This is a genomic window from Calothrix sp. 336/3, assembly GCF_000734895.2.
Taxonomy (GTDB): Bacteria; Cyanobacteriota; Cyanobacteriia; order Cyanobacteriales; family Nostocaceae; genus 336-3.
This window is the reverse complement of the sequence record NZ_CP011382.1, coordinates 1,253,128-1,274,944: the sequence shown is the minus strand read 5'-3', so window position 1 is coordinate 1,274,944 and position 21,817 is coordinate 1,253,128. Positions and strand designations below refer to the sequence as shown.

Annotated in this window: 15 protein-coding genes; 11 read left to right on the top strand and 4 right to left on the bottom strand. The window is 40.9% G+C overall.

Annotated features, from left to right (window positions below):
• Nucleotides 1–11 precede the first annotated feature (11 nt).
• From IJ00_RS04975 to IJ00_RS04950, 6 genes are all read left to right on the top strand, one after another.
• Nucleotides 12–245, top strand: a complete 234-nt coding sequence (locus IJ00_RS04975; protein ID WP_144415985.1) for a hypothetical protein — start codon at nt 12–14, stop codon at nt 243–245.
• 90 nt (nt 246–335) lie between these two features.
• The gene (locus tag IJ00_RS04970) at nt 336–2,312 is read left to right on the top strand and encodes an NACHT domain-containing NTPase (protein ID WP_035150638.1); all 1,977 of its coding nucleotides are present in this window, start codon (nt 336–338) and stop codon (nt 2,310–2,312) included.
• A gap of 3 nt (nt 2,313–2,315) precedes the next feature.
• Nucleotides 2,316–3,341 (top strand): ATP-binding cassette domain-containing protein, encoded by a 1,026-nt coding sequence (locus IJ00_RS04965; RefSeq protein ID WP_035150637.1) that lies wholly within the window; start codon nt 2,316–2,318, stop codon nt 3,339–3,341.
• The gene (locus IJ00_RS04960) at nt 3,342–4,160 is read left to right on the top strand and encodes an ABC transporter permease (protein WP_035150635.1); all 819 of its coding nucleotides are present in this window, start codon (nt 3,342–3,344) and stop codon (nt 4,158–4,160) included.
• A gap of 116 nt (nt 4,161–4,276) precedes the next feature.
• A complete protein-coding gene (locus IJ00_RS04955) occupies nt 4,277–4,834 on the top strand; it encodes a pyridoxamine 5'-phosphate oxidase family protein (RefSeq protein ID WP_035150633.1) in 558 nt (185 codons plus the stop codon).
• A gap of 95 nt (nt 4,835–4,929) precedes the next feature.
• Nucleotides 4,930–5,631 (top strand): ABC transporter permease, encoded by a 702-nt coding sequence (locus IJ00_RS04950; protein WP_238178434.1) that lies wholly within the window; start codon nt 4,930–4,932, stop codon nt 5,629–5,631.
• A gap of 482 nt (nt 5,632–6,113) precedes the next feature.
• On the opposite strand, the gene gndA is transcribed toward IJ00_RS04950, so the two are convergent.
• On the bottom strand, nt 6,114–7,544 hold the full coding sequence (gene gndA, locus IJ00_RS04945; RefSeq protein WP_035150629.1) for an NADP-dependent phosphogluconate dehydrogenase: 1,431 nt from the start codon (nt 7,542–7,544) through the stop codon (nt 6,114–6,116).
• 486 nt (nt 7,545–8,030) lie between these two features.
• On the opposite strand from gndA, the gene IJ00_RS27530 reads away from it, so the two are divergent.
• Nucleotides 8,031–8,759 (top strand): Ycf66 family protein, encoded by a 729-nt coding sequence (locus tag IJ00_RS27530; protein ID WP_046814720.1) that lies wholly within the window; start codon nt 8,031–8,033, stop codon nt 8,757–8,759.
• A 168-nt stretch (nt 8,760–8,927) separates the two neighbouring features.
• On the opposite strand, the gene IJ00_RS04935 is transcribed toward IJ00_RS27530, so the two are convergent.
• Nucleotides 8,928–12,470: a GAF domain-containing protein gene (locus IJ00_RS04935; RefSeq protein WP_035150627.1), complete on the bottom strand. Its 3,543-nt coding sequence runs from the start codon at nt 12,468–12,470 to the stop codon at nt 8,928–8,930.
• 446 nt (nt 12,471–12,916) lie between these two features.
• Here IJ00_RS04935 and IJ00_RS04930 point away from each other — a divergent pair, with 446 nt between their 5' ends.
• Nucleotides 12,917–13,306 carry a VOC family protein gene (locus IJ00_RS04930; protein ID WP_339366875.1) on the top strand — a complete coding sequence of 130 codons (390 nt, stop codon included), beginning with the start codon at nt 12,917–12,919 and terminating at the stop codon, nt 13,304–13,306.
• An 83-nt stretch (nt 13,307–13,389) separates the two neighbouring features.
• Here IJ00_RS04930 and IJ00_RS27525 read toward each other — a convergent pair.
• A protein-coding gene (locus IJ00_RS27525) for an IS1 family transposase (protein ID WP_144415958.1) occupies nt 13,390–14,081 on the bottom strand; the annotation gives its coding sequence in 2 pieces (ribosomal slippage) (nt 13,390–13,757 and nt 13,757–14,081; 693 coding nt in all).
• A gap of 219 nt (nt 14,082–14,300) precedes the next feature.
• On the opposite strand from IJ00_RS27525, the gene IJ00_RS04920 reads away from it, so the two are divergent.
• The 3 genes from IJ00_RS04920 to IJ00_RS04910 all read left to right on the top strand — a co-directional run bounded on the left by IJ00_RS04920 (nt 14,301) and on the right by IJ00_RS04910 (nt 20,275).
• A complete protein-coding gene (locus IJ00_RS04920; protein WP_035150622.1) occupies nt 14,301–16,538 on the top strand; it encodes a caspase family protein in 2,238 nt (745 codons plus the stop codon).
• Between the two features lie 109 nt (nt 16,539–16,647).
• Nucleotides 16,648–18,942, top strand: coding sequence for a hypothetical protein (locus IJ00_RS29380; RefSeq protein ID WP_035150620.1), 2,295 nt, complete (start codon nt 16,648–16,650; stop codon nt 18,940–18,942).
• A 106-nt stretch (nt 18,943–19,048) separates the two neighbouring features.
• Entirely contained in the window at nt 19,049–20,275 is a 1,227-nt protein-coding gene (locus tag IJ00_RS04910) for a hypothetical protein (protein WP_201782666.1), read from the top strand.
• A gap of 32 nt (nt 20,276–20,307) precedes the next feature.
• On the opposite strand, the gene IJ00_RS04905 is transcribed toward IJ00_RS04910, so the two are convergent.
• Entirely contained in the window at nt 20,308–21,441 is a 1,134-nt protein-coding gene (locus IJ00_RS04905) for an RpoD/SigA family RNA polymerase sigma factor (RefSeq protein ID WP_035158447.1), read from the bottom strand.
• Nucleotides 21,442–21,817: the final 376 nt, after the last annotated feature.

Here is a 21,817-nt window from a genome sequence, read left to right as displayed (position 1 = left end):
AATTCCAGCAGATGGAACTTTACGAAACAGTTATGAAGCCAATTGGTTCTGATGGTATGGCAGCGATCGCTCTTTATGATTTTGAACACCATTCCCTGCCAAACATCAACACTGGTATTCTTCAATGTCTCCTCTATCGTTCCTGGGGTAAGTTTACAGAGCGCGATCGCGGTATTGGGATAGAAAGAACGATTAATGTCTATATTCCTGACTCTGTTCTGAAAAATAACTTGATAAAAATCTAAATTTCGCGGAAATTACGGAAATTGCAGGGTAGTATTCCATGAATATGGGAATAATTTAACCTACTCAATCCTGCCATTTGAGCCTGAACCATGAAAAAGTTGCTTAAAAACAAAGTATTTCTAGGTATCTGTGCAGCGATCGCCACCATCGTTATTGGTTACATTATCAATCAACTGCCAGCGCTAAAAGATATACTTCAGGCAAAAAATACCCAGGAATTAGCCGCAATCTTATCAAAAGATGGTAACGGAATTGCGATCGCGGGTTTATTAATCTTTGCTTTATTGACTATCTGGGTGACATGGCAGCAATTGATACAAGAACCGGAAGATGCACCCGCAAATATTGACCCCACCATTCGTCCTCGGTTGTTGGATGCGGAGGAAACCAAGGTTAAACAGCGATTGCGGGATTCGTTGCACAATTTGTTGATGCTGGATTTGCTGCACGAAGAACAACCCCAACAAGTTGGTAGAAATCCCTTACAAACCCTATATACAATCACTGCCAACAATACCACCAGTCAACCCCAAGCACTTGCTCGCGTGGTGGATGTGTTGCGGAGGAGCGATATTAGTGGACGGTTATTAATATTAGGAAAACCGGGAGGTGGCAAAACTACAACTTTGTTGAATTTGGCTGAGGAATTATTAGATAAAGCTAAACAAAACCCCAGCGAACCGATGCCGATAATTTTCGAGCTTTCAGCTTGGCGCGATGATAGTGTAAATATTTTAGATTGGATGATTGGGCAACTCAAGCAGGAATATAACCTCGCTCCGGGGATAAGTCGGATTTGGTTGGAGCAGGGGGAAATTTTGCCGTTGTTGGATGGGTTGGATGAGTTGGGTTCAGTAAAACAGCGCAAATGTATTCAGGCAATTAATCAGTATTTAGCACAAGATGCCACAAGGGATTTAGTTGTTTGCTGTCGCGAAGAGGAATATCACCAAGGAGAGGAACAGCTTTCCCAGTTGCATGGTGCGATATGTTTGCAGGAATTATCCGATGGGCAAATTCGAGATTATTTAAACCAATTAAATCGCGGTGATTTGTGGCAGAGTATTCAAAGTAATCACGAGTTTTTGGAACTAGCTAGAACTCCTTTGTTATTGTCGATAATGTTGGTTGCCTATCAAGGACGGGCAATCCAAACGAAAGAAGAATTATTTGATGCTTATATTGAGCGTCGATTTGAATTATTACCTGTGGGTAAGGGGGAATTTTCGCGTCCGCAGATTATGCAGTTTTTGAAATTTTTAGCGCAGCGATTACGGGGGACAAAAACTGAGTTTTTAATTGAGAATATGCAGCCTATTTGGTTAAAAAATTATCGGCAAAGATTGATTTACGGGCTGATTATAGGGCTAATTATAGGGCTGATTTTCAAGTTGATTGGAGCACTAATTATAGGGCTGATTGTAGGGCTGGTGTTCGGTCTGATTACAGGGCAAGGTCGTATTGAACCAATTGAAGAAATTCAGTTTTCGCTGACACCTAAATCACGAAAAATACTGATTTACGGTCTGATTTATGGTCTGATTACAGGATTGATTGCAAGTCCTATTTTAGGGCTGATTTTAGGGTTAGGTTTAATTGGAGGGATGGCTTTAGGAATGACTGTAGGACTGATAGGAGGGCTGATTACAGGTGTGATTTTAGGACAGACAGGTAAAATTCCGAATAAATTAATTCCCAATCAAGGTATTCGTAATTCCGCGAAAAATATGCTTTTTCTCACAATTGTATCTGGCTTAATTCTTACACTTATTCAACCTGGATTAAAGCTATTACTACTAAAAATAATTACAGCCGAAGAAGTAAATAGAATTATAAATTTATCCCAAGGATTGGTGTTTATTAATGCATTTCTCAATGGTGGTGGAGATGTTTGCTTACAACACTTTTCCCTCCGCTTGGTACTTTGGTATAACCGCTACATTCCCTGGAATTATGCCAAATTCCTCAGTCGTGCAGCAGAGCGTCGATTTATCCAACAAATCGGGGGACGCTATCGTTTTATTCACCGTTTATTACTCGAACATTTTGCAGATATGCGGGTTTAGTATATGTCTCATATTCTGGTTGAAAACCTGAAAAAAACCTTTTTGGTATCAGAAAGAAACTCCGGATTGCTAGGTTCCATAAAGGGACTTGTCCAACGCAAAGCCAAAGAAGTTCACGCACTCAAAGGAATTTCCTTCTTGATTCAACAGGGGGAACTCGTTGGTTATATTGGACCGAATGGAGCGGGGAAATCCACTACCATCAAAATTTTAAGCGGTATTCTCGTCCCTTCTAGTGGTAAATGTGTAATTAATAACCGTATCCCCTGGGAAAATCGCGTCGAGCATGTCAGACATATTGGAGTAGTGTTTGGTCAACGCACCCAATTATGGTGGGATTTACCAGTAATAGAATCCTTTGATTTGTTGCGGGATATATACAGGGTTCCCAATGCCCAGTATAAAAACATGCGCGATGAGATGATAGAAATCCTTGATTTAGCGAGTTTTCTATCCACTCCCGTTAGACAATTAAGTTTAGGTCAAAGGATGCGGTGTGATTTTGCAGCAGCAATGTTACATCAACCAGAAATTCTATTTTTGGACGAACCCACAATTGGATTAGATGCGGTATCCAAACTTGCAGTGCGAAAACTGATCAAAACCGTGAATAAAACCCATAACGTCACCACTATCCTGACTACCCATGATATGGATGATATTGAAGCCTTGTGTGAAAGGATAATTATTATTGGTGGAGGTGAGATACTTTGTGATGGTTCCCTGACACAATTGCGATCGCAAGTTTCTTCTCGTCGCTATCTCAAAATAGATTTAAAAATAGACAATAATTTTGATCGCAATTTGAGTCAGATATTTAAATTCGACTCACCAGAAATTAATATAGTTTCCCAAACAGGTCGAACTATTACCCTTGCATTTGACCCAACAAAAATATCTGCCGCATCCCTAATTAATCAAGTCACATCCCAACAGGAAATCGAAGATTTATTTGTAGAAAATCCGCCAATTGAAGAGATAATTGCTGAGTTGTATGCAAAATCAGCAGCTAAGTTAGGAGATATCTAAATGCAAGCATATTATTCCCTATTTGTAGCTAGATTTGCCCTACTTTTACAATACAGAATAGCAGCTTTGGCTGGGGTAGCCACTCAAATGTTTTGGGGTTTCATCAAAATCATGGTTTTGCAAGCATTTTATGCAAGTAGCACCTCTTCGCAACCGATGACATTTACCGAAGCAGTTGGTTATGTGTGGTTAGGACAAGGATTTTTAGTGGCGATCGTTCCTTGGGGTGGTGACAGAGAAACTCAAGCCACAATTCGTTCTGGTGCTGTAGGATATGACTTGCTCCGACCAATAGACCTATATAATTTTTGGTTTGTACGCTCTTTAGCAATGCGAATAACCCCCTTATTTCTGCGAGCAATTCCTCTTTTATTTGTGGCATTTTTGATTATACCTTGGTTAGGATTACCCGAATGGGGACTACATTTTCCTCCTTCAAAAATGGCTGGAATCGCTTTTTTATTATCATTTATAGGGGCAATTATTCTTTCTGCTACCATCACCATGTTGCTAACAGTTTCAATGATGTGGACGCTTTCAGGTGAAGGGATAAATAATATTTTGCCTCACGTAATTATAATTTTTTCTGGGATGATTGTACCATTACCATTTTTCCCCGATCGCCTGCAACCATTACTCAATGCTTTACCATTTTCTGGACTTCTTGACCGACCTTTTCGTTTATTTACCGGAAATTTACCAGCAGATGCTTTATTTGGGGTTTTAATACATCAATTTTTTTGGATTGTAGTAATTATTTATCTGGGACGTTTTTTGGTGAGTCGTGGAGTGAGAAAATTAGTAATTCAGGGAGGATGAAACTAATTCGTAATTTATAATTGGGAGAGTCGAATAGAATGTAGGATGGATTAGCACAGCGTAACCTATGCTGTTCAAAAGTTGAGCATTCATTTAAGAGGACGTTGATAAAATTAATGGAAGTAGCAAGTATCAGCAACGGTTGGGTTAATACAGTTGACTCACAAAAATCAGAAATAATCCAACAAGCACAACGGATTCTCACAACAAATATTTACTGTAGTATAGCTACCAGTTCAATTGATGGCATTCCTTGGATTTCTCCCCTATCTTTTGCTTTTAATAATCAAATAAATCTGTATTGGAGTTCTGCAATTACATCTCAACACTCACAAAATATTTACTCCAATTCTGGACGAGTCGCAGTGACTATTTTTGATTCAAGCAATCCTCAAGGTGTCCCCGAAGGATTATATTTTTCTGGGGTTGTACAAGAATTAGTAGCTCAGGATGTGGAAGCTGTATTACCACTTTTCGCAGCAAGATCGAGAAGACTTGTTGAACGTAAAGCGATTGATTATTTGGGTGATTCTTTGAGGAGAATGTATAAATTTCAGCCTTTACTCGCTTGGGTAACGGGGGAAAGATTAGCTGTCGGTAATCAGTTAGTTGATACAAAGGTATCTGTGAGTTTATCTGATTTAAAATTGGCAATGCAATCAACAGATATATGAATGATTTTCAACTCTATTTTCGCTATATTAATATCTCTTTAAAAGCACAAATGCAGTATAAATCTTCATTTGTTTTGCAAACTTTTGGTCAATTTATGACAACTGCATTCGAGTTTTTTGGTATTTGGACACTATTTAATCGGTTTAATATGATTGGGAATTGGCAATTGGTAGAAATCGCCTTATTTTATGGCATGGTCAATACTAGTTTTGCCTGTGCAGATGCTTTGGGAAGAGGATTTGATACGTTTTGGCAAATTATTAAAAATGGAGACTTTGACCGTTTATTGTTACGTCCCCGTTCGACAATTTTACAACTTTTGGGTGCAGAATTCACTTTAAAACGTATCGGTAGGTTTTCTCAGGGATTCGTAATTTTAATCTGGTCAATTTCAAGTCTGCAAATAACCTTAAATCTACCAAATATATGGCTTTTATCTACCTCTTTAATTGGAGGAATTGCTCTTTTTTTAGGTATTGTAGTAATTGCTGCAACTCTAACTTTTTGGACTATTGACTCCCTAGAAATTATGAATATTCTCACCTATGGAGGAGTGGAAACAGCACAGTATCCCTTAGCAATTTATAGTAAATGGTTGCAACGCTTTTTTACTTATATTGTACCTCTTGCTTGCGTCAACTATTTTCCCCTCCTGGCGATATTAGGTAAGGAAAAAGAATTGGCAATTCCTCGATGGTTTTGCTACTTTTCACCAATGCTAGGAATAGTATTTTTGATAGTTGCGATCGCCTTTTGGCAACTTGGGGAACGGTACTATTGTTCTACTGGCAGTTGAGATTACCGAAAGTCTTGCTGTATCTAGATTGCTTAATTATGTGATCCCTTTTTTGTCACTCTGGGAAAAGAAAAATCAAAGTCAAATTTTCAACTCTAGATAGAACATGCATTTGAGCGTTTATTTTCTAACACAATGGCTGAAATTATGTTTTTTTAATAAAAGCCTTATGCTGTAAGCATTTCAGACTATTCTCTCCCGAAAGTGACAAATGAGGGGTGATACCATTTCACGAAAATAGTGAAACAGATACAAACCCTGAAAGTCTGACTAGATAAGACTTTCTTAATTACGAATTACGAATTACGAATTGGTATGAGGGCAGCTATTTATCTTCTGGGCGATCGCCAATTGTTGAATTCAGCTTGCAAATTCAAATAGTCCCTATCAGGGCTAAAACAAAAATACCCGACCTCTTTTCAGAAGCCGAGTATTTTTACTGATATTTGGGGAACAGGAAAACTCCCATTACCCATTACCCATTACTTTTTCGCTTCTTCTACGGGAACCCATTCAGTGTGGAAGACACCGGGTTTGTCGATACGTGCGTAGGTATGAGCGCCAAAGTAGTCGCGTTGTGCTTGGGTGAGGTTTTGAGGTAGGCGATCGCGACGATAGCTATCAAAGTAATCTAAGGAAGCGCTAAAAGCAGGTACAGGAATACCCAATTTGGCAGCAGTAATTAATACTTCCCGCCATGCATTCTGTCTATCAAGAATTGTTTGCTTAAATTCAGGAGCTAACAGCAAGTTAGGTAAAGTGGGATTTTCACCAAAGGCATTCTTAATTTTATTCAAGAAACCAGCACGAATAATACAACCACCTTTCCAAATCCGTGCCAATTCACCAAGAGTTAAATTCCAGTTATAGGTTTTGGAAGCTGTAGATAACAGTGCCATACCTTGAGCATAGGAACAAATCTTCGAGCAATATAGAGCATCCCGTACTTTGTTGATAAATTCCTTAGTATCACCATCGTACTTGCCGCTAGGACCAGTCAGCACCTTAGAAGCAGCTACCCGCTCTTGCTTATAGGAAGAGATAATCCGGGAATTCACTGCCGCGATAATCGTGGGTACAGCCACACCCAATTCTAAAGCAGTCTGTACAGTCCAGCGTCCAGTACCCTTTTGACCTGCGGCATCCACAATCAATTCCACCAAGGGTAAATTAGTGTCTGGGTCGATGTAGGGGAAAATATTGGATGTAATCTCAATCAAAAACGAATTTAATTCATCGGTGGTATTCCACTCGGTGAAAACTTCATGCAATTGATTGTGATCCAAACCGGCAGCATTTTTCAGTAAATCGTATGCTTCAGCAATTAGCTGCATATCACCATACTCAATACCGTTATGCACCATTTTCACATAGTGACCAGAACCACCGGGACCAATGTAAGTCACACAGGGACCGTCATCGACCTGAGCGGCGATTTTATTCAAAATGGGTGAGAGGTACTGATAGGAACTTTCTGTACCACCAGGCATCAAGGAGGGACCATTCAGCGCCCCTTCTTCACCACCACTCACACCCATACCCAGGTAACGCAAACCCGTGGGTTCTAATTCTTGGGTACGGCGTTCGGTGTCTTCAAACCAAGAGTTACCGCCATCAATAATAATATCGCCCTCTTCCAGTAAGGGTTTGAGCTGTTGAATCACCGCATCAACTGGTTTCCCAGCTTGTACCATTACGAGGATTTTCCGAGGACGTTCCAGAGCAGCAACGAACTCCTCCAGGGTAAAGGCAGCTTTTACGTTTCTGCCTGGAGCGCGGTTCGCCATGAAAGCGTCTGTCTTTTCACGGGAACGGTTATAAACTGCGATTGGGAAGCCATTACGCTCAACGTTGAGAGCGATATTTTCTCCCATAACGGCTAATCCAATCACACCAAAGCTTTGTAATGTCATAAGGTTTTTGGCTAACTCTTGCAGTTTCTTCTTTTTCCTAGGGTAGTCCGAGATTTTCAGTTCTCTCCTAAAGAAGACATTAAAAGTTCCTGAACAGAGTAGAAATACACGATTTACACAGATAATAAATTTTAATTTGTATCTAAATTCACATTTCCCTTGCAAAATTTGCAGAATTGAAATATCTAGATAGGGAATTAGGGACTAAAACTAGGGAGGAAAGATGGCAGATTAGGAAATCAGCAATACTGCAAGAACCCAAATTTACGTTTAAATTTCTAACTCTAATCTCTAATCTTAAAACTGTAGTCGAAACTGAGCCTAGCTGAAGTTTTAACTTTTTTTTCAACTTATACCAAATTGGGATAAGTAATATGGTTGGAGATTGCAGCAACGGACTTTGTAATATTAGGATTTCCGTCTACCCTTCCCCATCCTCAATTGGTATCAGACTTTATCAGTGACACTGTTAGGAGTATCCAAAAAATGCTGGCACACTTTCTCGCCTTAGCAGTTGGTCTTGGGAGCATAGCTATTTACATGGCAGCTTTTTTCTTCCCTGAAATCCACCGTAAGAATGATTTTATTTGGAGTGGAGTGGGATTTTTTTATGCCTTAGTTCTATGGGTGTTTGCCCAACGCATCACAGGTGGATTATTACTGGGTCATGTGGCAAGTGTCGCTCTGTTGGGTTGGTTAGGTGGACAAACTCTGGTATTGCGAAGACAGGTAATACCGAAAGCACAACAAACACCCATACCCGGAGAGATGGTAGCTGCGGGTAATACCCAAGAACAAATCACTAAGCTCTCACCTCAAACTCGACTAGCTAAGTTCCAAAGTAGCATTACTGGGCTATTTGCAGGGACAAAACCTCCTGTGGAACCCAAAGCACCTGCTGAAGATAACAGCGCCAATGTGGCGGCAATTATTGATGCGGTGACGGAAGCAACGGAACCCATGGAAATGGAGGAGATGATAACTCAATCTCCAGAAAACCCAGAAGTTGTCACCACCACACCAGACATGCAAGTCTTTGTTTCTAGTAGTAAGACAGTACTACAATCACCAAATACAGCGCTAATGGGCGAGACTGAGGATGTCACAGATGTTCCGGAAGCTCAACCAGTCGCAGAGACTGCACCAGATGTAGTTGAAACTACTCCGATTCCTCCCACCAATCCGACGGATTCTGAGACTAGTTCCCATGGGTAATGGCAAAGGAGCAAATTTATTCCTTGAGCAATTTTTAAGGGCTTAATTTCCAAATAGTACGCGGGCTTTTGCCCGCACCATATTTCACCAACTTGTATCCCATGGGGGAAAGAATACTTTTGACTATTGATTTTGCTGTACATTGCCTCTCGTACAGATGCTTATTACCTATTGCCTAGTTGGTATTTCAATCGAAAATTCGGTTCCCTGACCTGATTTTGACAAGCATTCGATTCTGCCGTTATGTTTTTCGGTGATAATTTGATAGCTAATAGATAAACCCAAGCCTGTCCCTTTACCAACTTCCTTGGTAGTAAAGAAGGGGTTAAAAATGCGCGATCGCACTTCTTCAGGAATACCCAAACCATTATCAGCGATCGCCACGGTGACTTTACCTTCAACTGCGGTGGTGCGAATCCAAATATTCAGGGGAATCTCCGGGATAGTTGTTCTAGAATCGATAGATTTTTGTTTAATGGATGCAAATTTTTCTTCTAATGCGTCGATACTGTTGCTGAGTAGGTTCATAAATACCTGGTTGAGTTGTGCAGGGAAGCATTCAACCAAGGGTAGTTCTTTGTAGTCTTTGATGATTTTGATTTCTGGGCGATCGCGATTTGATTGCAGTCGATGTCTCAGAATTAATAAAGTACTATCCAACCCCTCATGAATATTTGCTGGTTTTTGTTCCGCTTCATCGGTACGAGAGAAGTTGCGCAAGGATAAGACAATCTGACGAATTCTTTCTGCACCCATATGCATGGAATCAATAGTTCTTGGCAAATCCTTCACCAGAAAGTCTAACTCAAAGTTGGCAATTTCTGCCTGTAATTCTGGAATATTACTACAATATTTTTGGTAAACATCAATTATATTGAATAAGTTTTCTGTGTATTCTCTGACATAGGTTAAGTTACCAAAAATAAAGTTGACGGGATTATTTATTTCATGGGCAACCCCCGCTACTAGTTGTCCCAAACCAGCCATTTTTTCCCCTTGAATTAATTGAGATTGAGTTTGTTGTAGCTCTGTGATAGCTTGTTCTAATTTTGTTGCTTGCTGTTGGGTTTTTTCTAGTAATTCTGCCTGTTGAATAGCAATTCCTAATTGCACACCCACCTGGGCAAGTAAATTTGTTTCTTCCTCTTTCCAATAACGAGGTTGAGAGTTTTGATAAGCAACTAATAGTCCCCAGAGTTTTTCACCTTGGGAAATGGGAACAAAAGTTTCATTTCGAGGTAGGAGATTTTCGTCATCAACATCAACAGCAGCAAACATCATTTTTTGATTCGGCTGATGAGATGAAACTGCCTGCCAACCATTTTTAAAGGAGTCAGCGACAAATTTACCACTCCAGTTCGCATTAAATTGATAAATTGCCACTCGTTCAACTTCTAACAATTCTCTGACAGCTTCAGTTGTCGTCTTAAATATTGTTTGAATATCTAAGGATTTACGAATTTTATCAATGGTTTCTGCAAGTAGTTTTTGCCGCTCCATGGCTTTTTCACGCTCATTAGCTTCTGCTAACTGTATTGCTTGATTTTGTACTTGCTTCAAATATAAATCCTGCTGAATCGCCATTGCTAATTGTTCAGCAATCTGAGTGACAAATTCAATTTCAGAAGCTAGCCAATTACGAGGGGTATGACATTTATGAATACATAATAATCCCCATAATTCACCATTTTTTAATAACGGTGCGACAACATTAGCTCGAACTTGAAATTTTTCTAAGATTTCAATATAGGAAGTCTGAAAATCATTTTGATAAATATCAGAAATCGCGGTTACACTACCTTGAAGATAAAGATTTACATCGTTTTCACTGAAACAATATTCATAAACCTTTTCTGTAATTGCAGATTCGCAACCATAAACAACATCTTCACAAATGAATTCTCCTTCCCAATTGGTATTAGTATCAAATCGAAAAATTACTACTCGGTCGGCGTTCAATAACTGACGAACTTCATTTATCGTTGTTTGGAAGATTATCTGTAAATCTAGAGACTTTTTAATACGAGAGATAATTTCAGTTAGTGCTTTTTGCTGTTCGGTTTGATAGTGAGCATCTACTAATAACTGATTATGCTGTAATGCTACTCCTAAATTATCAGCAATTTGTCTAACAAAATCAACTTCTTCCTGTTGCCAATCACGGGGATTTTTACACTGATGTACGCATAGAAGTCCCCATAAACTACCATTTTTAATTAATGGGACAATTAAATTAGCTCGAACTTGAAATTGACCTAAAACATCTATATGACAATTGCTTAATCCTGCATCATAAATATCTGTAACTGCTTGGATACGTCCCTGATGATAATCCGTGGCAAAATGTGTTCCAAAACAATGATCGTAAACTTTTTTGCTAATTACGGAATCCCAACCATCTGCAATATCTTCGTAAATAAACTCACCTTCCCAATCTTTTGACGGCTCAAAGCGAAATACTGCCACTCTGTCAGCTTTGAGCATCTGCCGAACTTCAGTCACAGTGGTTTGAAAGATAGTATCTAAATCAAGAGATTCTCGAATTCGTGTAATTATAGATGTTAAAGCTTTTTGTTGTTCTGCTTGATACTGTGCCTGCCCTAACAAAAGGTGATGTCGGAGTGCTACACCAATTTGTGTACCAATTTTTATTAATAATTCGGTTTCATAACTTTCCCAATGACGGGGCGCAGAATTTTGGTAAGCTGCAAGTATGCCCCAAATTTTATCCCCCTGCATAATTGGTACTGTTAAAAAGGATTTTGCCTGAAATTCTTCTAACAGAACTATATGACAATCAGTTAATCCCGCTTGATAGATATCATCAATTGCTAAGGATTGATTGTGGGCGTAACGCCCTCCTTGAGTTCTTTGCAAATAGGTGTCATTTATTGTGGGTTGAATTCCCACTAACGGTAGCCATCCATCCTCGAAGGATTCGGCGACAAAATCCCCACTCCAATCGCTATTGAAGCGAAAAATAGCGACTCGCTCAACTTGGAGTAGGTGGCGAATTTCTTCTGTAGCAATTTGAAATACGATGTCAATATCTAGGGTAGGACGGATTTTATCTACTATTTGAGCAATTACGCGATCGCTTTGGGTTGTGTGAGTTAATTTTGCCGCTTGTAATTTAACTTCCTGAAGATGATTCGCCTGTTGAATCCCTACTGTCAAATGATCGCCGATTTGCTGAACAAATTCAATTTCCGTTTCCTGCCATTCACGGGGTTCTCGACATTGATGTACACAAAGCAATCCCCACAACTCTCCATATTGCAACAACGGTACTATCAAATTTGCCCGCACCTGAAATTTACCTAAAATTTCCACATGGCAGTCACTCAAACCAGCATCGTAAATATCTGCCACTGCTTGAACTTTGCCCTGTTGATAGTGAATTGCAAATTGTTCGCCAAAACAGTGATCATAAACTTTTTCTTTAATTGCTGAACTCCAACCCTCTGCAACATCCTCACATACAAATTCTCCCTCCCAATCCCGTTGGGGGTAAAACTGAAACACTGCTACCCTGTCAGCACTCAGTAATTGTCGAACTTCTGTAACGGTAGTTTGAAAAATCTGATCTAAATCAACCGCTTCTCGAATTCTCGCGATCGCCCTCACTAATGCTTTGTGTTGTTGTAGCTGCTCTTGCATCTGTGGGCTTGATAATGCCTGATTTTCCGAGGAAGTGGGGTTGAGAGCCATAATTTTTCTCTAAGTACGACTAAATTTATGTTTCCCCAAACTACTTGTAAGTTAATCTCTATCTTCCAATAATTTTTTGCCCCATTGACAATCCGTAGTCGTTATGACTATGATTATTTTATGGAGTCATCCCATAGCTCTCAAAAAAACTGTTGGCGATCGCGCCTCTGTTGCTATTAACAACAGTTACCTTTCAGTATTCTGAGTAACAGCATTTACAGTAGGTGTGAGGAGATTATGCCAAAACCTCATTACCAAGAGTGAGAAAAAGTAGAAAAAATGGTGTGATGGTTGTTTGTAATCATGATGCTCCTGGATGTCATATGGAGTGAATTTCAGATTTTTAATTAGTCATTTCTCAAGGATATGGAAGTGATTTCCTGTAGTCTAGGGTGATTTTTCTCTAGTCAACAATTCCACTTATCTCAAAAAGGAAAAATATCAATATGCTAAGATTTGAACATCTCAACCTTTCTTGCAAAAATCTTGATGCCAGTCAGGAATTTTATCAGAAACTATTTCCCGATTGGTATGTGCGTGCTGAAGGTGTGTATGAAGGTAGACGCTGGATGCACTTTGGCAACAACCAATTTTACTTAGCTTTAAATCACACCCCAGAGGCAATAAGAAATCACTCAATTTATGAGAATATTGGTATCAATCATGTGGGAATTGTGATTACAAATGGTGATTTGATGTTAGAGAAATTCCAAGCAGAAAAGATTGATTACTATACCTATTCATCTCCTGAAACCAAACACAGAATATATGTCACGGATCCAGATGACAATGAAATAGAATTGGTAGAATATCAGCCAGATTATGTCTTGAAATAAGAGCTTCTTTTCTCTTTAGGAGACGCTACGCGAACGGGATGACAACATAATAATTACTTGGCGTTGCATAATCGCGGTATGAATCATTGAGGAATCGGAACATCCCAAAATCGGAGATAATAAAGTAACAATCGAATTGAATACCTCAGCATTTGTACTGATTTGGAATAACATAGCGTTTTACGATGCAATCGAGCGAGATAGTGGCGCAGTCGGGTGTTTTCCCCCTCAACTCGTGTCATGTAAGTCTTGCTAACAATCTGGTCGCCTTCAGGAATAAAGCCTGGATAGACCAACCATCCATCCGTGACATAAAAATAGCATTGCCAAGTACCCACAATATCCCATAACGGTCGAAAAGTCTCGGCGCTATGGTCGCCCAAAACCCACGCTAAAATACCTTGTTTGAAGTGATTTACTGCTGTCCAAAGCCAGATTTTGTTTTTTTTGAGCCGACGAAAGTTTCTAGCTCATCAAGTTCGCCAACTTCTGGAATTGTCTCTGGATCATAGGTCTCAGGTAGCAGTTCTCCCACAAGTTTTACCCAAGTAATCAATGTTGTGTGATGAACGCCTTTGACCCGTTCGATGGCGCGAAATCCCATACCATTAACGTACATTTTTAGGCATTCCCGCTTCACTTCATCACTGTATCCCTGGGGCGGTTCATAGCGATCAATGAATTGGCGATTACAATCACAACAAATGTGATTTTGTTTACCTCTTTTCTTGCCATTTTTACGGGTGTGAGACGACCCACAACGTGGACATTCCATCAAGTTACACCTCAATTCATACTGCCATTATGCAACGCCAATTACTTTTGTTCATACAAGTCAGGATTTTGGTGAGGATTCTTCTCAGAACGATTCGCGACATCACGTCACCCACGAATCATGGTTTTGCATAAATTTATCAATTCTGGTAAAAATTCCTGCATACCCCTAGAATTACCAGAAATATAAATCACTAGAAAATTTCCAAGCCAAAATCCTATGAAACGTCGTCACTTTCTGCAATTTGCTGGTTCTACCTTTGCCACACTCGGCTTAAGTCAGTTAGATATTACACAATCTGGAGATAAGTACAATCAAGCCTTAGCACAAAATACCGGACGTAAGTTGGCGTTGTTAGTAGGTATCAACGAATACAGTGGTGAGATAAATCCCTTGCGAGGTTGCGTTAATGATGTCTTGTTACAAAAAGAGTTATTAATCCATCGCTTTGGTTTCCAGCCCCAGGATATTAAAATTCTGATTGACAAACAAGCTACCCGTCAGGGGATTCTCACAGCATTTGAGCAGCACCTGATTAACCAAGCAAAACCTGGAGATGTGGTGGTATTCCACTTTTCTGGTCATGGTTCCCAGGTTGCGGATCCAGACAAAGATAGTCCCGATGGTTTAAATAGTACCTTAGTTCCCATAGATTCTGGTTATCAGTCTGCGGGTGGAACTGTGCAAGATATTATGGGACATACCCTGTTTTTGCTCATGTATGCATTAAAAACTGAGAATGTCACCTTTGTTTTAGATAGTTGCCATTCCGGAGGAGCAAAACGGGGAAATTTTATGGTGCGTTCCCGTGATGGAGGCAAGAAATTACAAGCAAGTTCCCAAGAAATTGCCTATCAGAAACAATGGTTGAAACGGTTAAATTTGTCTCCCCAGGAATTCGTGAAACTGCGTCGTCAAGGTGTCGCTAAAGGTGTGGTGATTGCCTCTGCGAAACGCGACCAATATGCAGCAGATGCACCTTTTAATGATTTTCATGCCGGGGCATTTACCTATTTATTTACGCAATATCTCTGGCAACAAACAGCCAATCCACCTGTGAAAAGAATCGTAGTTGATGTGAATCGTAGTACTAAAATTCTTTCACGGGATAGTGGGATTCTCCAAGACCCAGAATTGGAATTAAATAATCCTAAAAATCCGAATCCTGGTACTTATTTTACATCCTTTCGGGCTACCTATGCAGAAGCCGTGGTGACAAAAACACAAGGAAATCAAGTAGAGTTATGGTTGGGGGGAGTTGATGCTAGTTCCTTGGAAGCTTTTAACAAAGATGCAGCTTTCAGCGTGATTGATGGGAATGGGAAGGAAGCAGGATATGTGAAGTTAGAATCTCGTCAGGGATTAATTGGAAGAGGCAAATTTATTTCTGGTGGGAAACGAAATGGAGAGTTGAAACCGGGGACTCTATTACAAGAGAGAATTCGCGGGATTCCCCAGGATTTAACATTAAAAATTGGCTGGGATGATAGTTTTGATGGAAGTACGGCAACCCAAGCACAACAAGCTTTACAAAGGATTAATCGCTTAACTCCCCTAGCTTTGAGACGGCAGGAAGTACAATATGTTTTTGGTCGGATGACTGAGAGTCGATATCGAAAATTACAAAAGTCTCAGGGGAAAAATTTACCAAAGGTAGGTAGTTTGGGTTTATTCTTACCTTCTTTGGAAAAAATTGTTCCTAGTTCTTTTGGTGCAGAAAATGAAACAATTATCGCCGCAGTGGAACGTTTAAAACCGAAATTTAAATCCCTCCTGGCTGCTCGAATTATCAAGCAGATGTTACCAGATAATACATCACAAATCAAAGTGACAGCATCGATAAATATTGCTGGCAGCAAAAAACTGGTGAGTCAAACATTGCCGACTCGCGGTATTAGCAAGCAAACGGATACAACTACTACAACACCGACAAAACCTGTTAATATTAGAGATGGAGAAATTCCGAAGTTGCCTGTAGGAACTCAGGTTGTCTTTGAGGTAGAGAATCAAGAATCGACTCCCGTTTATATCAGTATTTTAGTGATTGATGGTACTGGTGATATGGCAATTATCTTTCCGAATGATTGGGCAGCATCGGATGATATGGCATTGTTACCAGCGAAGGAAAAACGTATAATTCCTGGGAATGAGGATGGTTTTAAATTAACGATTGGGGAACCCTTGGGAATTACAGAAGCATTGATTATTGCTAGTACATCTCCCCTACGTACTTCTTTAAAAGCACTGAAGGAAATTGCCACCAGGGGAAATCAAAAACGGGGACCTTTAGTAGCAAATAATGACGAGTTTTTAGACGTAACTGATAAATTATTGACAGATTTGGATTCTGGGACTCGTGGAGGAATCAATGTCGAAGGTGTGCAATTAGCTGCGAATGTGCGGGGTGTGGATGCGAAAAAACTAGCTGCGATGGCGATCGCCTTTGAAGTAATTTAGATTTGCGAACGGCTATTTGTAGTTTTCCAAATATTTGGTGAGATTTTTCTCGAACCATAGTATTTTACCTATGGGGGTTTCCTCAGGTGGAAGTCTGACGGGGAGAATCATGAGATTGATTTACTATATCTGCTTGGGGGTAGTAAGTTTTTTGTGGTTTGAAGGAATTTTGATGTTTGTGAGTTCTTCCGCTCTAGCATCTCCTAGTCTGATTCAAAGATTAAAGCAACCTTCAGCCACAAAAGTCATTACAGTCACACCTGGTGCTGAAATTCGTCTGTCTATTTCAGAAATATCACTTCCTGGGGTAGGAGAATTTGCCGTTTTTCTTGGCAACACTGACATCACTTCCCAGGTACAACTAGTTGAACAAGAGTTAATTTATCGTCCCTCCTTAGTTGCTTTACCCCCTGGGGAAACACCTCTGATAATTTATCGTATTCACAACGCTGAAAAATGGCAGGCGATCGCTAACTTTTCCGTACAAGTTGAAAACCCCCTATCCCAAACTACACCCACACCCCCAACACCCTCAACTACACCCACACCCCCAACACCCTCAACTACACCCACACCCCCAACACCCTCAACTACACCCACACCCCCAACACCCCCAACTACACCCACACCCCCAACACCCCCAACTACACCCACACCCCCAACTACTCCCCCAACACCTAACACCAATGCATCAGCATTAACGCTGACACCGAAATTAACCGTCAATATCAAATCTCAATTATCAGAATCACGCACCCGCGACGCAGGAATTTCCCAACGCTCTGCAACCTTTACAGATATTAATTTCACTGGTGGTTTAACAACCCAATATCAACGGGATAAATTTAACCTGCAAAGCAATTTCACCCTCTTGGGAACTTCCTTTCAACCGGAAGCGCTGAGATTTTCCCAATTACAAGCAGATGCTCCCCAGATAGATTTGAGCGAATACCTGATTGATATGACTTGGGATAAATTGCAGTTGACAACAGGACATATATGTGCGGGAAGCCATGCATTTTTAATTAATAATCATTGTGGGCGGGGTTTGGGAGCAAAATTGAAATTGAGCGATCGCCTAGATGTGTCTTTACACCATCTCAGTTCGACGGTGACTGTCGGGTTTGATAATTTCTTGGGAATAGAAGAGATAGATAACACCCTGACATCTGCAAATGTGGGATGGCAAATCTTGGCAAATCAGCAGGTAAATCTGCGTTTAGAAACTAGTTGGTTAGATGGTAGACGTTTAGCAATTGGTAATTTTAATGTTGGTGAGGTCGTAGATGCAGAGAAAAGTCAAGGTTTTGGGTTGCGATTAGTGGGAGCGGATGGAACGGGAAGATTGCGGGGAGATATCGGTTTTGCTCGTAGTACTTTTACTAACCCTGCTCAAAAAGACCCCCAATTAGCAGGTGGGATTAATATTGTTAAGGTGGAACCTGTCACCAAAGATGCTTGGTATGTGGAAGCTAGTTATGATTTGGTCAAGGATATCAAGTTAGACGATGTACGGACTATCTCTGTGAATTTGAATACCCGTTGGGAACAATTAGACCCCCTATTTGCTACCCTAGGAGCCAGTGTAACTGCTGACCGTCGGCAATTTCAGTATGGGATGACAGTGGCGATTGCGGGTGCAGGTATTCAGTTTCTCCACAATCAACTAGAAGATAACTTAGCAGATATCCCCACCATTCTCAAAACTAAAACTCGTAATACCTCCCTTAACCTGAATATTCCCTTACAAACAGTCTTAAATCATCAAAATCACCTACTACCCACTCTCACCTACAATTACCAACGAGTAAGACAATTCGGAGCAAATATACCCACCCCAGAATTGTCCAGTTTTGACCCCACAGAAATTCCTGATCAACTCACCACAACCCAACAAATCGGTATTAATTGGAACGCTGCGGAATGGAGTTTTACCTATCAATACTCAGATACCTTTCAAGACAATCGTCAACTCAGTCGGGAGCGAGCAGACTTTAGAAATCTCAGTCACCAATTAACCCTAGGGTGGCAACCATCACAACGGTTACGCCTCAATCTCGGATATAACATTACTAGTGCTGAAAATATCGAACAGGGAATTACCAGATTTACCCATAGTCCCACCTGGGGAATCAGTTGGGAATTTCAACCTAACCTCACCTTTGCCTTCAATTTTAGTCGCAATGATGATACAGACTCCTTCGATCGTACCTTTACCAGAGGTGAAAGTCTAGAAACCCTTCTGACTTGGCAATTTAAACCGAAACTATTTAATCAGGAAGTTCCCGGTAGTTTATTTATTCGTTATGGACGACAGACAACTTTAAACCGCGATCGCACCTTTGATTTAAGTACAGATGCGACGATTCATATTATTAATGCAGGTTTTACCTTTAGTTTTTAATAAATCACACCTGATGTGAATTACAAATATCTCTCATCCCATAAGGGTTTCAATATTAATTCACCACTCATTACTCAGCACTCACTACTCATTACTCACAAATTCCATGCATCAACGTTTACGAAAATTCCAGAAAATCATCCCTTTTTTCACCTTATTCACAACTACAACCAATTTCTTTTTTGCACCAATTGCTCAAGCAATTAATGTCAGTCCCCGTGGAGTCAACGTCAGCACCTCCACCGCAACCACCGTCTTTCTCACCTTCCTAGGATTAAATAACCAAGCACCCGCAGAAGCTTTTTGGTGCGGAGCAATTAACCCCAATCAATCCTGTGTTCCCGGAACTATTTTTGGACGTTTACCCCTTCGCAGTAATTTATCTCGTCCCAGTGGTAATAATAATTTTACCGATATCATGACCATTCCCCCATCCGTAGCTCGTCGTGCTTATCAAGACGCAGCTCGTGGCAATTCCTCGGAGTTTTTCTATGTACGTCGTTTTGTTAGCACCACCGGGGGAGCAGATGAATTTGTGGCAGTCACCTGTCGATTAGCAGGAGGAGGTGCAAGAGTCCCCCTCGCACTCACAAATGTCGAGTTACGTTTTGCTGGAGATAAACCCACACCCGCAGTTGTCACCGGAGAAACTCTGCCTCAATTCAACGCCACCATTTCCTATAATGGGACTGGTCGTTTGAAGGGACGCTGGGAAGTGGTACTACCAGGTGATCCACCCCCCAGTCAACGAGATTTACTTACAGAAGCTTCTCTACCAGTGGAAGAACGTCCGCGACAACGTCGTTACAGCCAATTGCAGCGTTTTGATGTTTTTCTTCCTCCCGTGGGCAAGACTATCTTACCAGGTCCTGACCCCAGGAATTTACCGAAGGGGAGTAGTGGATTACACATGATTCTGCTGCGAGTTGAGGCAACGGACGACCGGGAAGGCAATTCTGATACAGGTGTGGGTATTGTGAATAGTGGCGCTGTAGCAGGTTTTACCTTGCCTGTGTTGCGTTATTTTGTCACTCCTAGCCCCACTAAGTTGCAATTATTGCAGCCTGTACCCGGGAATATACTGTCAGTAAAGGAAGTCCTCCGCTTTGTCTGGCAAGAGTTTGCCGGGGCAACTGCCTACAAATTGGAAGTACAACAAGGAGAAAAATCACTCTTGTCAGCTATCCTACCACCGGACAAAACCAGTTATACTGCCCCTCCTTGGTTGAAAGAGAACCTACAGCAACCTCTCCGTTGGCAGGTGACAGCCCTGAAGGCAGATGGTAGTGTCTTGGTAGAATCCACGGTGAGCGAATTTCAAATTCAACCGTAATTGACACAACAGTCAGGATATTTTCCCTATACCTAAATCAACCACCCTTTGAGACGCTTGGCAATGTGAGGACGACGTAATTTTCGCATGGCTTTGCTTTGAATTTGTCGTACTCGCTCACGGGAGAGGTTGAACATATTGCCCACTTCTTCCAGGGTACAGGGTTCGCTGGTGGTTAAACCGTAGCGTAGAGAAATGACATCTTTTTCCCGTGGGGTTAACACGTCGCTGAGAACTTCCCATATCTCCTGTCGCATCATGCTTTCATTCATTTTTGCTTCGGGAGACAGATTGTCATCGTCTTCGAGTAAATCCATTAACTCGGTGTCTTCTTCCTTACCCACACGGTGGTTGAGGGAGAGTGCTTGACGACGTAGTTGTTGGAGTTGTCGCAGTTGGGAAGCAGGAAGTTCCAAAAGTTCTGCCATTTCCACTTCACTGGGGTTACGTCCCAATTTTTGCTTGAGTTCTCGTTGAGCTTTTTTCAGCTTATTGAGTTTTTCTACAATGTGGATGGGTAAACGGATGGTTCTTGCATCGTTGGCGATCGCTCTAGTAATTGCTTGTCTAATCCACCAGTAAGCATAGGTAGAAAATTTATAACCCTTATCGGGGTCAAACTTTTCCGTAGCTCGATTTAATCCCATTGCCCCCTCTTGAATCAAATCCAGGAAAGGAACACCGCGATTCAGATATCGTTTGGCAATGGATACGACTAAACGCAGGTTAGAGCGAATCATTTTCCGTTTTGCCACTCTACCCTGATATAAACGGGTTTCTAATTGCCTTTCTGTCAATTCAAATTTAACGGCAATCTCTGCTTTGGTTGGGGTTTGTCCCAACTGCTCAATTAAAGCAGCTTGCATTTCCTTGTAATCTTCAATGAAGCGGACTCTTCTTGCTAATTCCACCTCTTCATCAGGTTTGAGCAGAGGATAACGCGCCATTTCTTTAAAGAATGCACCCACCGCATCGTCATGCTCGGTTTTATTGTAACCGGAGGGGCGGGCTGCTGCCATTGCGTCGCCGTCGCGTTCCTCTGTCTCCATATTGTCCACAAGGAGGGATTCATCATCCATCAATGCTTCCAAACTGTCGAGAGATTGCTCTTGTGGTTCAGCAGCGTTTTCGATTAGTTCCATAGTTCCCAATTCAGCAATATTCATAGCTTCCATAGCTTCCCTTACGGATATTTGCTTGGTTTGGTATTAGCGACAGCTGCTCTAAAATAGATGCTTCTTTATCCCTTTTTAATCAATACACCCGTTTAAAAAGCGAGATACTTGTTGCTAATGATTCAGCATCATCCCGAACATCAGTCTTGAGTATGTCATCCCTGGATTTTAATTTTTTGTCTGGTGACAATTGCCTAGACGGTTGCCCTGTGATCTGGGAGATTTGGGATTGATAGTTCTTTAGTGTGAAAGTGGTGTGTCAATCCATCTGCCGCCATAACTTTGCCTGATTGCCATGATTAGCTCTAACTGTTACCTAGAGATAGACTTGATTCCCACACCGGAATTAGCAATCTAAAGTTCTTAT

Excerpts from the sequence above, each read along its gene's own strand:
- IJ00_RS04975 (WP_144415985.1), top strand. The coding sequence starts at position 12 with ATGGAACTTTACGAAACAGTTATGAAGCCAATTGGTTCTGATGGTATG.
- IJ00_RS04970 (WP_035150638.1), top strand. The coding sequence starts at position 336 with ATGAAAAAGTTGCTTAAAAACAAAGTATTTCTAGGTATCTGTGCAGCG.
- IJ00_RS04965 (WP_035150637.1), top strand. The coding sequence starts at position 2,316 with ATGTCTCATATTCTGGTTGAAAACCTGAAAAAAACCTTTTTGGTATCA.
- IJ00_RS04960 (WP_035150635.1), top strand. The coding sequence starts at position 3,342 with ATGCAAGCATATTATTCCCTATTTGTAGCTAGATTTGCCCTACTTTTA.
- IJ00_RS04955 (WP_035150633.1), top strand. The coding sequence starts at position 4,277 with ATGGAAGTAGCAAGTATCAGCAACGGTTGGGTTAATACAGTTGACTCA.
- IJ00_RS04950 (WP_238178434.1), top strand. The coding sequence starts at position 4,930 with ATGACAACTGCATTCGAGTTTTTTGGTATTTGGACACTATTTAATCGG.
- gndA (WP_035150629.1), bottom strand. The coding sequence starts at position 7,544 with ATGACATTACAAAGCTTTGGTGTGATTGGATTAGCCGTTATGGGAGAA.
- IJ00_RS27530 (WP_046814720.1), top strand. The coding sequence starts at position 8,031 with ATGCTGGCACACTTTCTCGCCTTAGCAGTTGGTCTTGGGAGCATAGCT.
- IJ00_RS04935 (WP_035150627.1), bottom strand. The coding sequence starts at position 12,470 with ATGGCTCTCAACCCCACTTCCTCGGAAAATCAGGCATTATCAAGCCCA.
- IJ00_RS04930 (WP_339366875.1), top strand. The coding sequence starts at position 12,917 with ATGCTAAGATTTGAACATCTCAACCTTTCTTGCAAAAATCTTGATGCC.
- IJ00_RS04920 (WP_035150622.1), top strand. The coding sequence starts at position 14,301 with ATGAAACGTCGTCACTTTCTGCAATTTGCTGGTTCTACCTTTGCCACA.
- IJ00_RS29380 (WP_035150620.1), top strand. The coding sequence starts at position 16,648 with ATGAGATTGATTTACTATATCTGCTTGGGGGTAGTAAGTTTTTTGTGG.
- IJ00_RS04910 (WP_201782666.1), top strand. The coding sequence starts at position 19,049 with ATGCATCAACGTTTACGAAAATTCCAGAAAATCATCCCTTTTTTCACC.
- IJ00_RS04905 (WP_035158447.1), bottom strand. The coding sequence starts at position 21,441 with ATGAATATTGCTGAATTGGGAACTATGGAACTAATCGAAAACGCTGCT.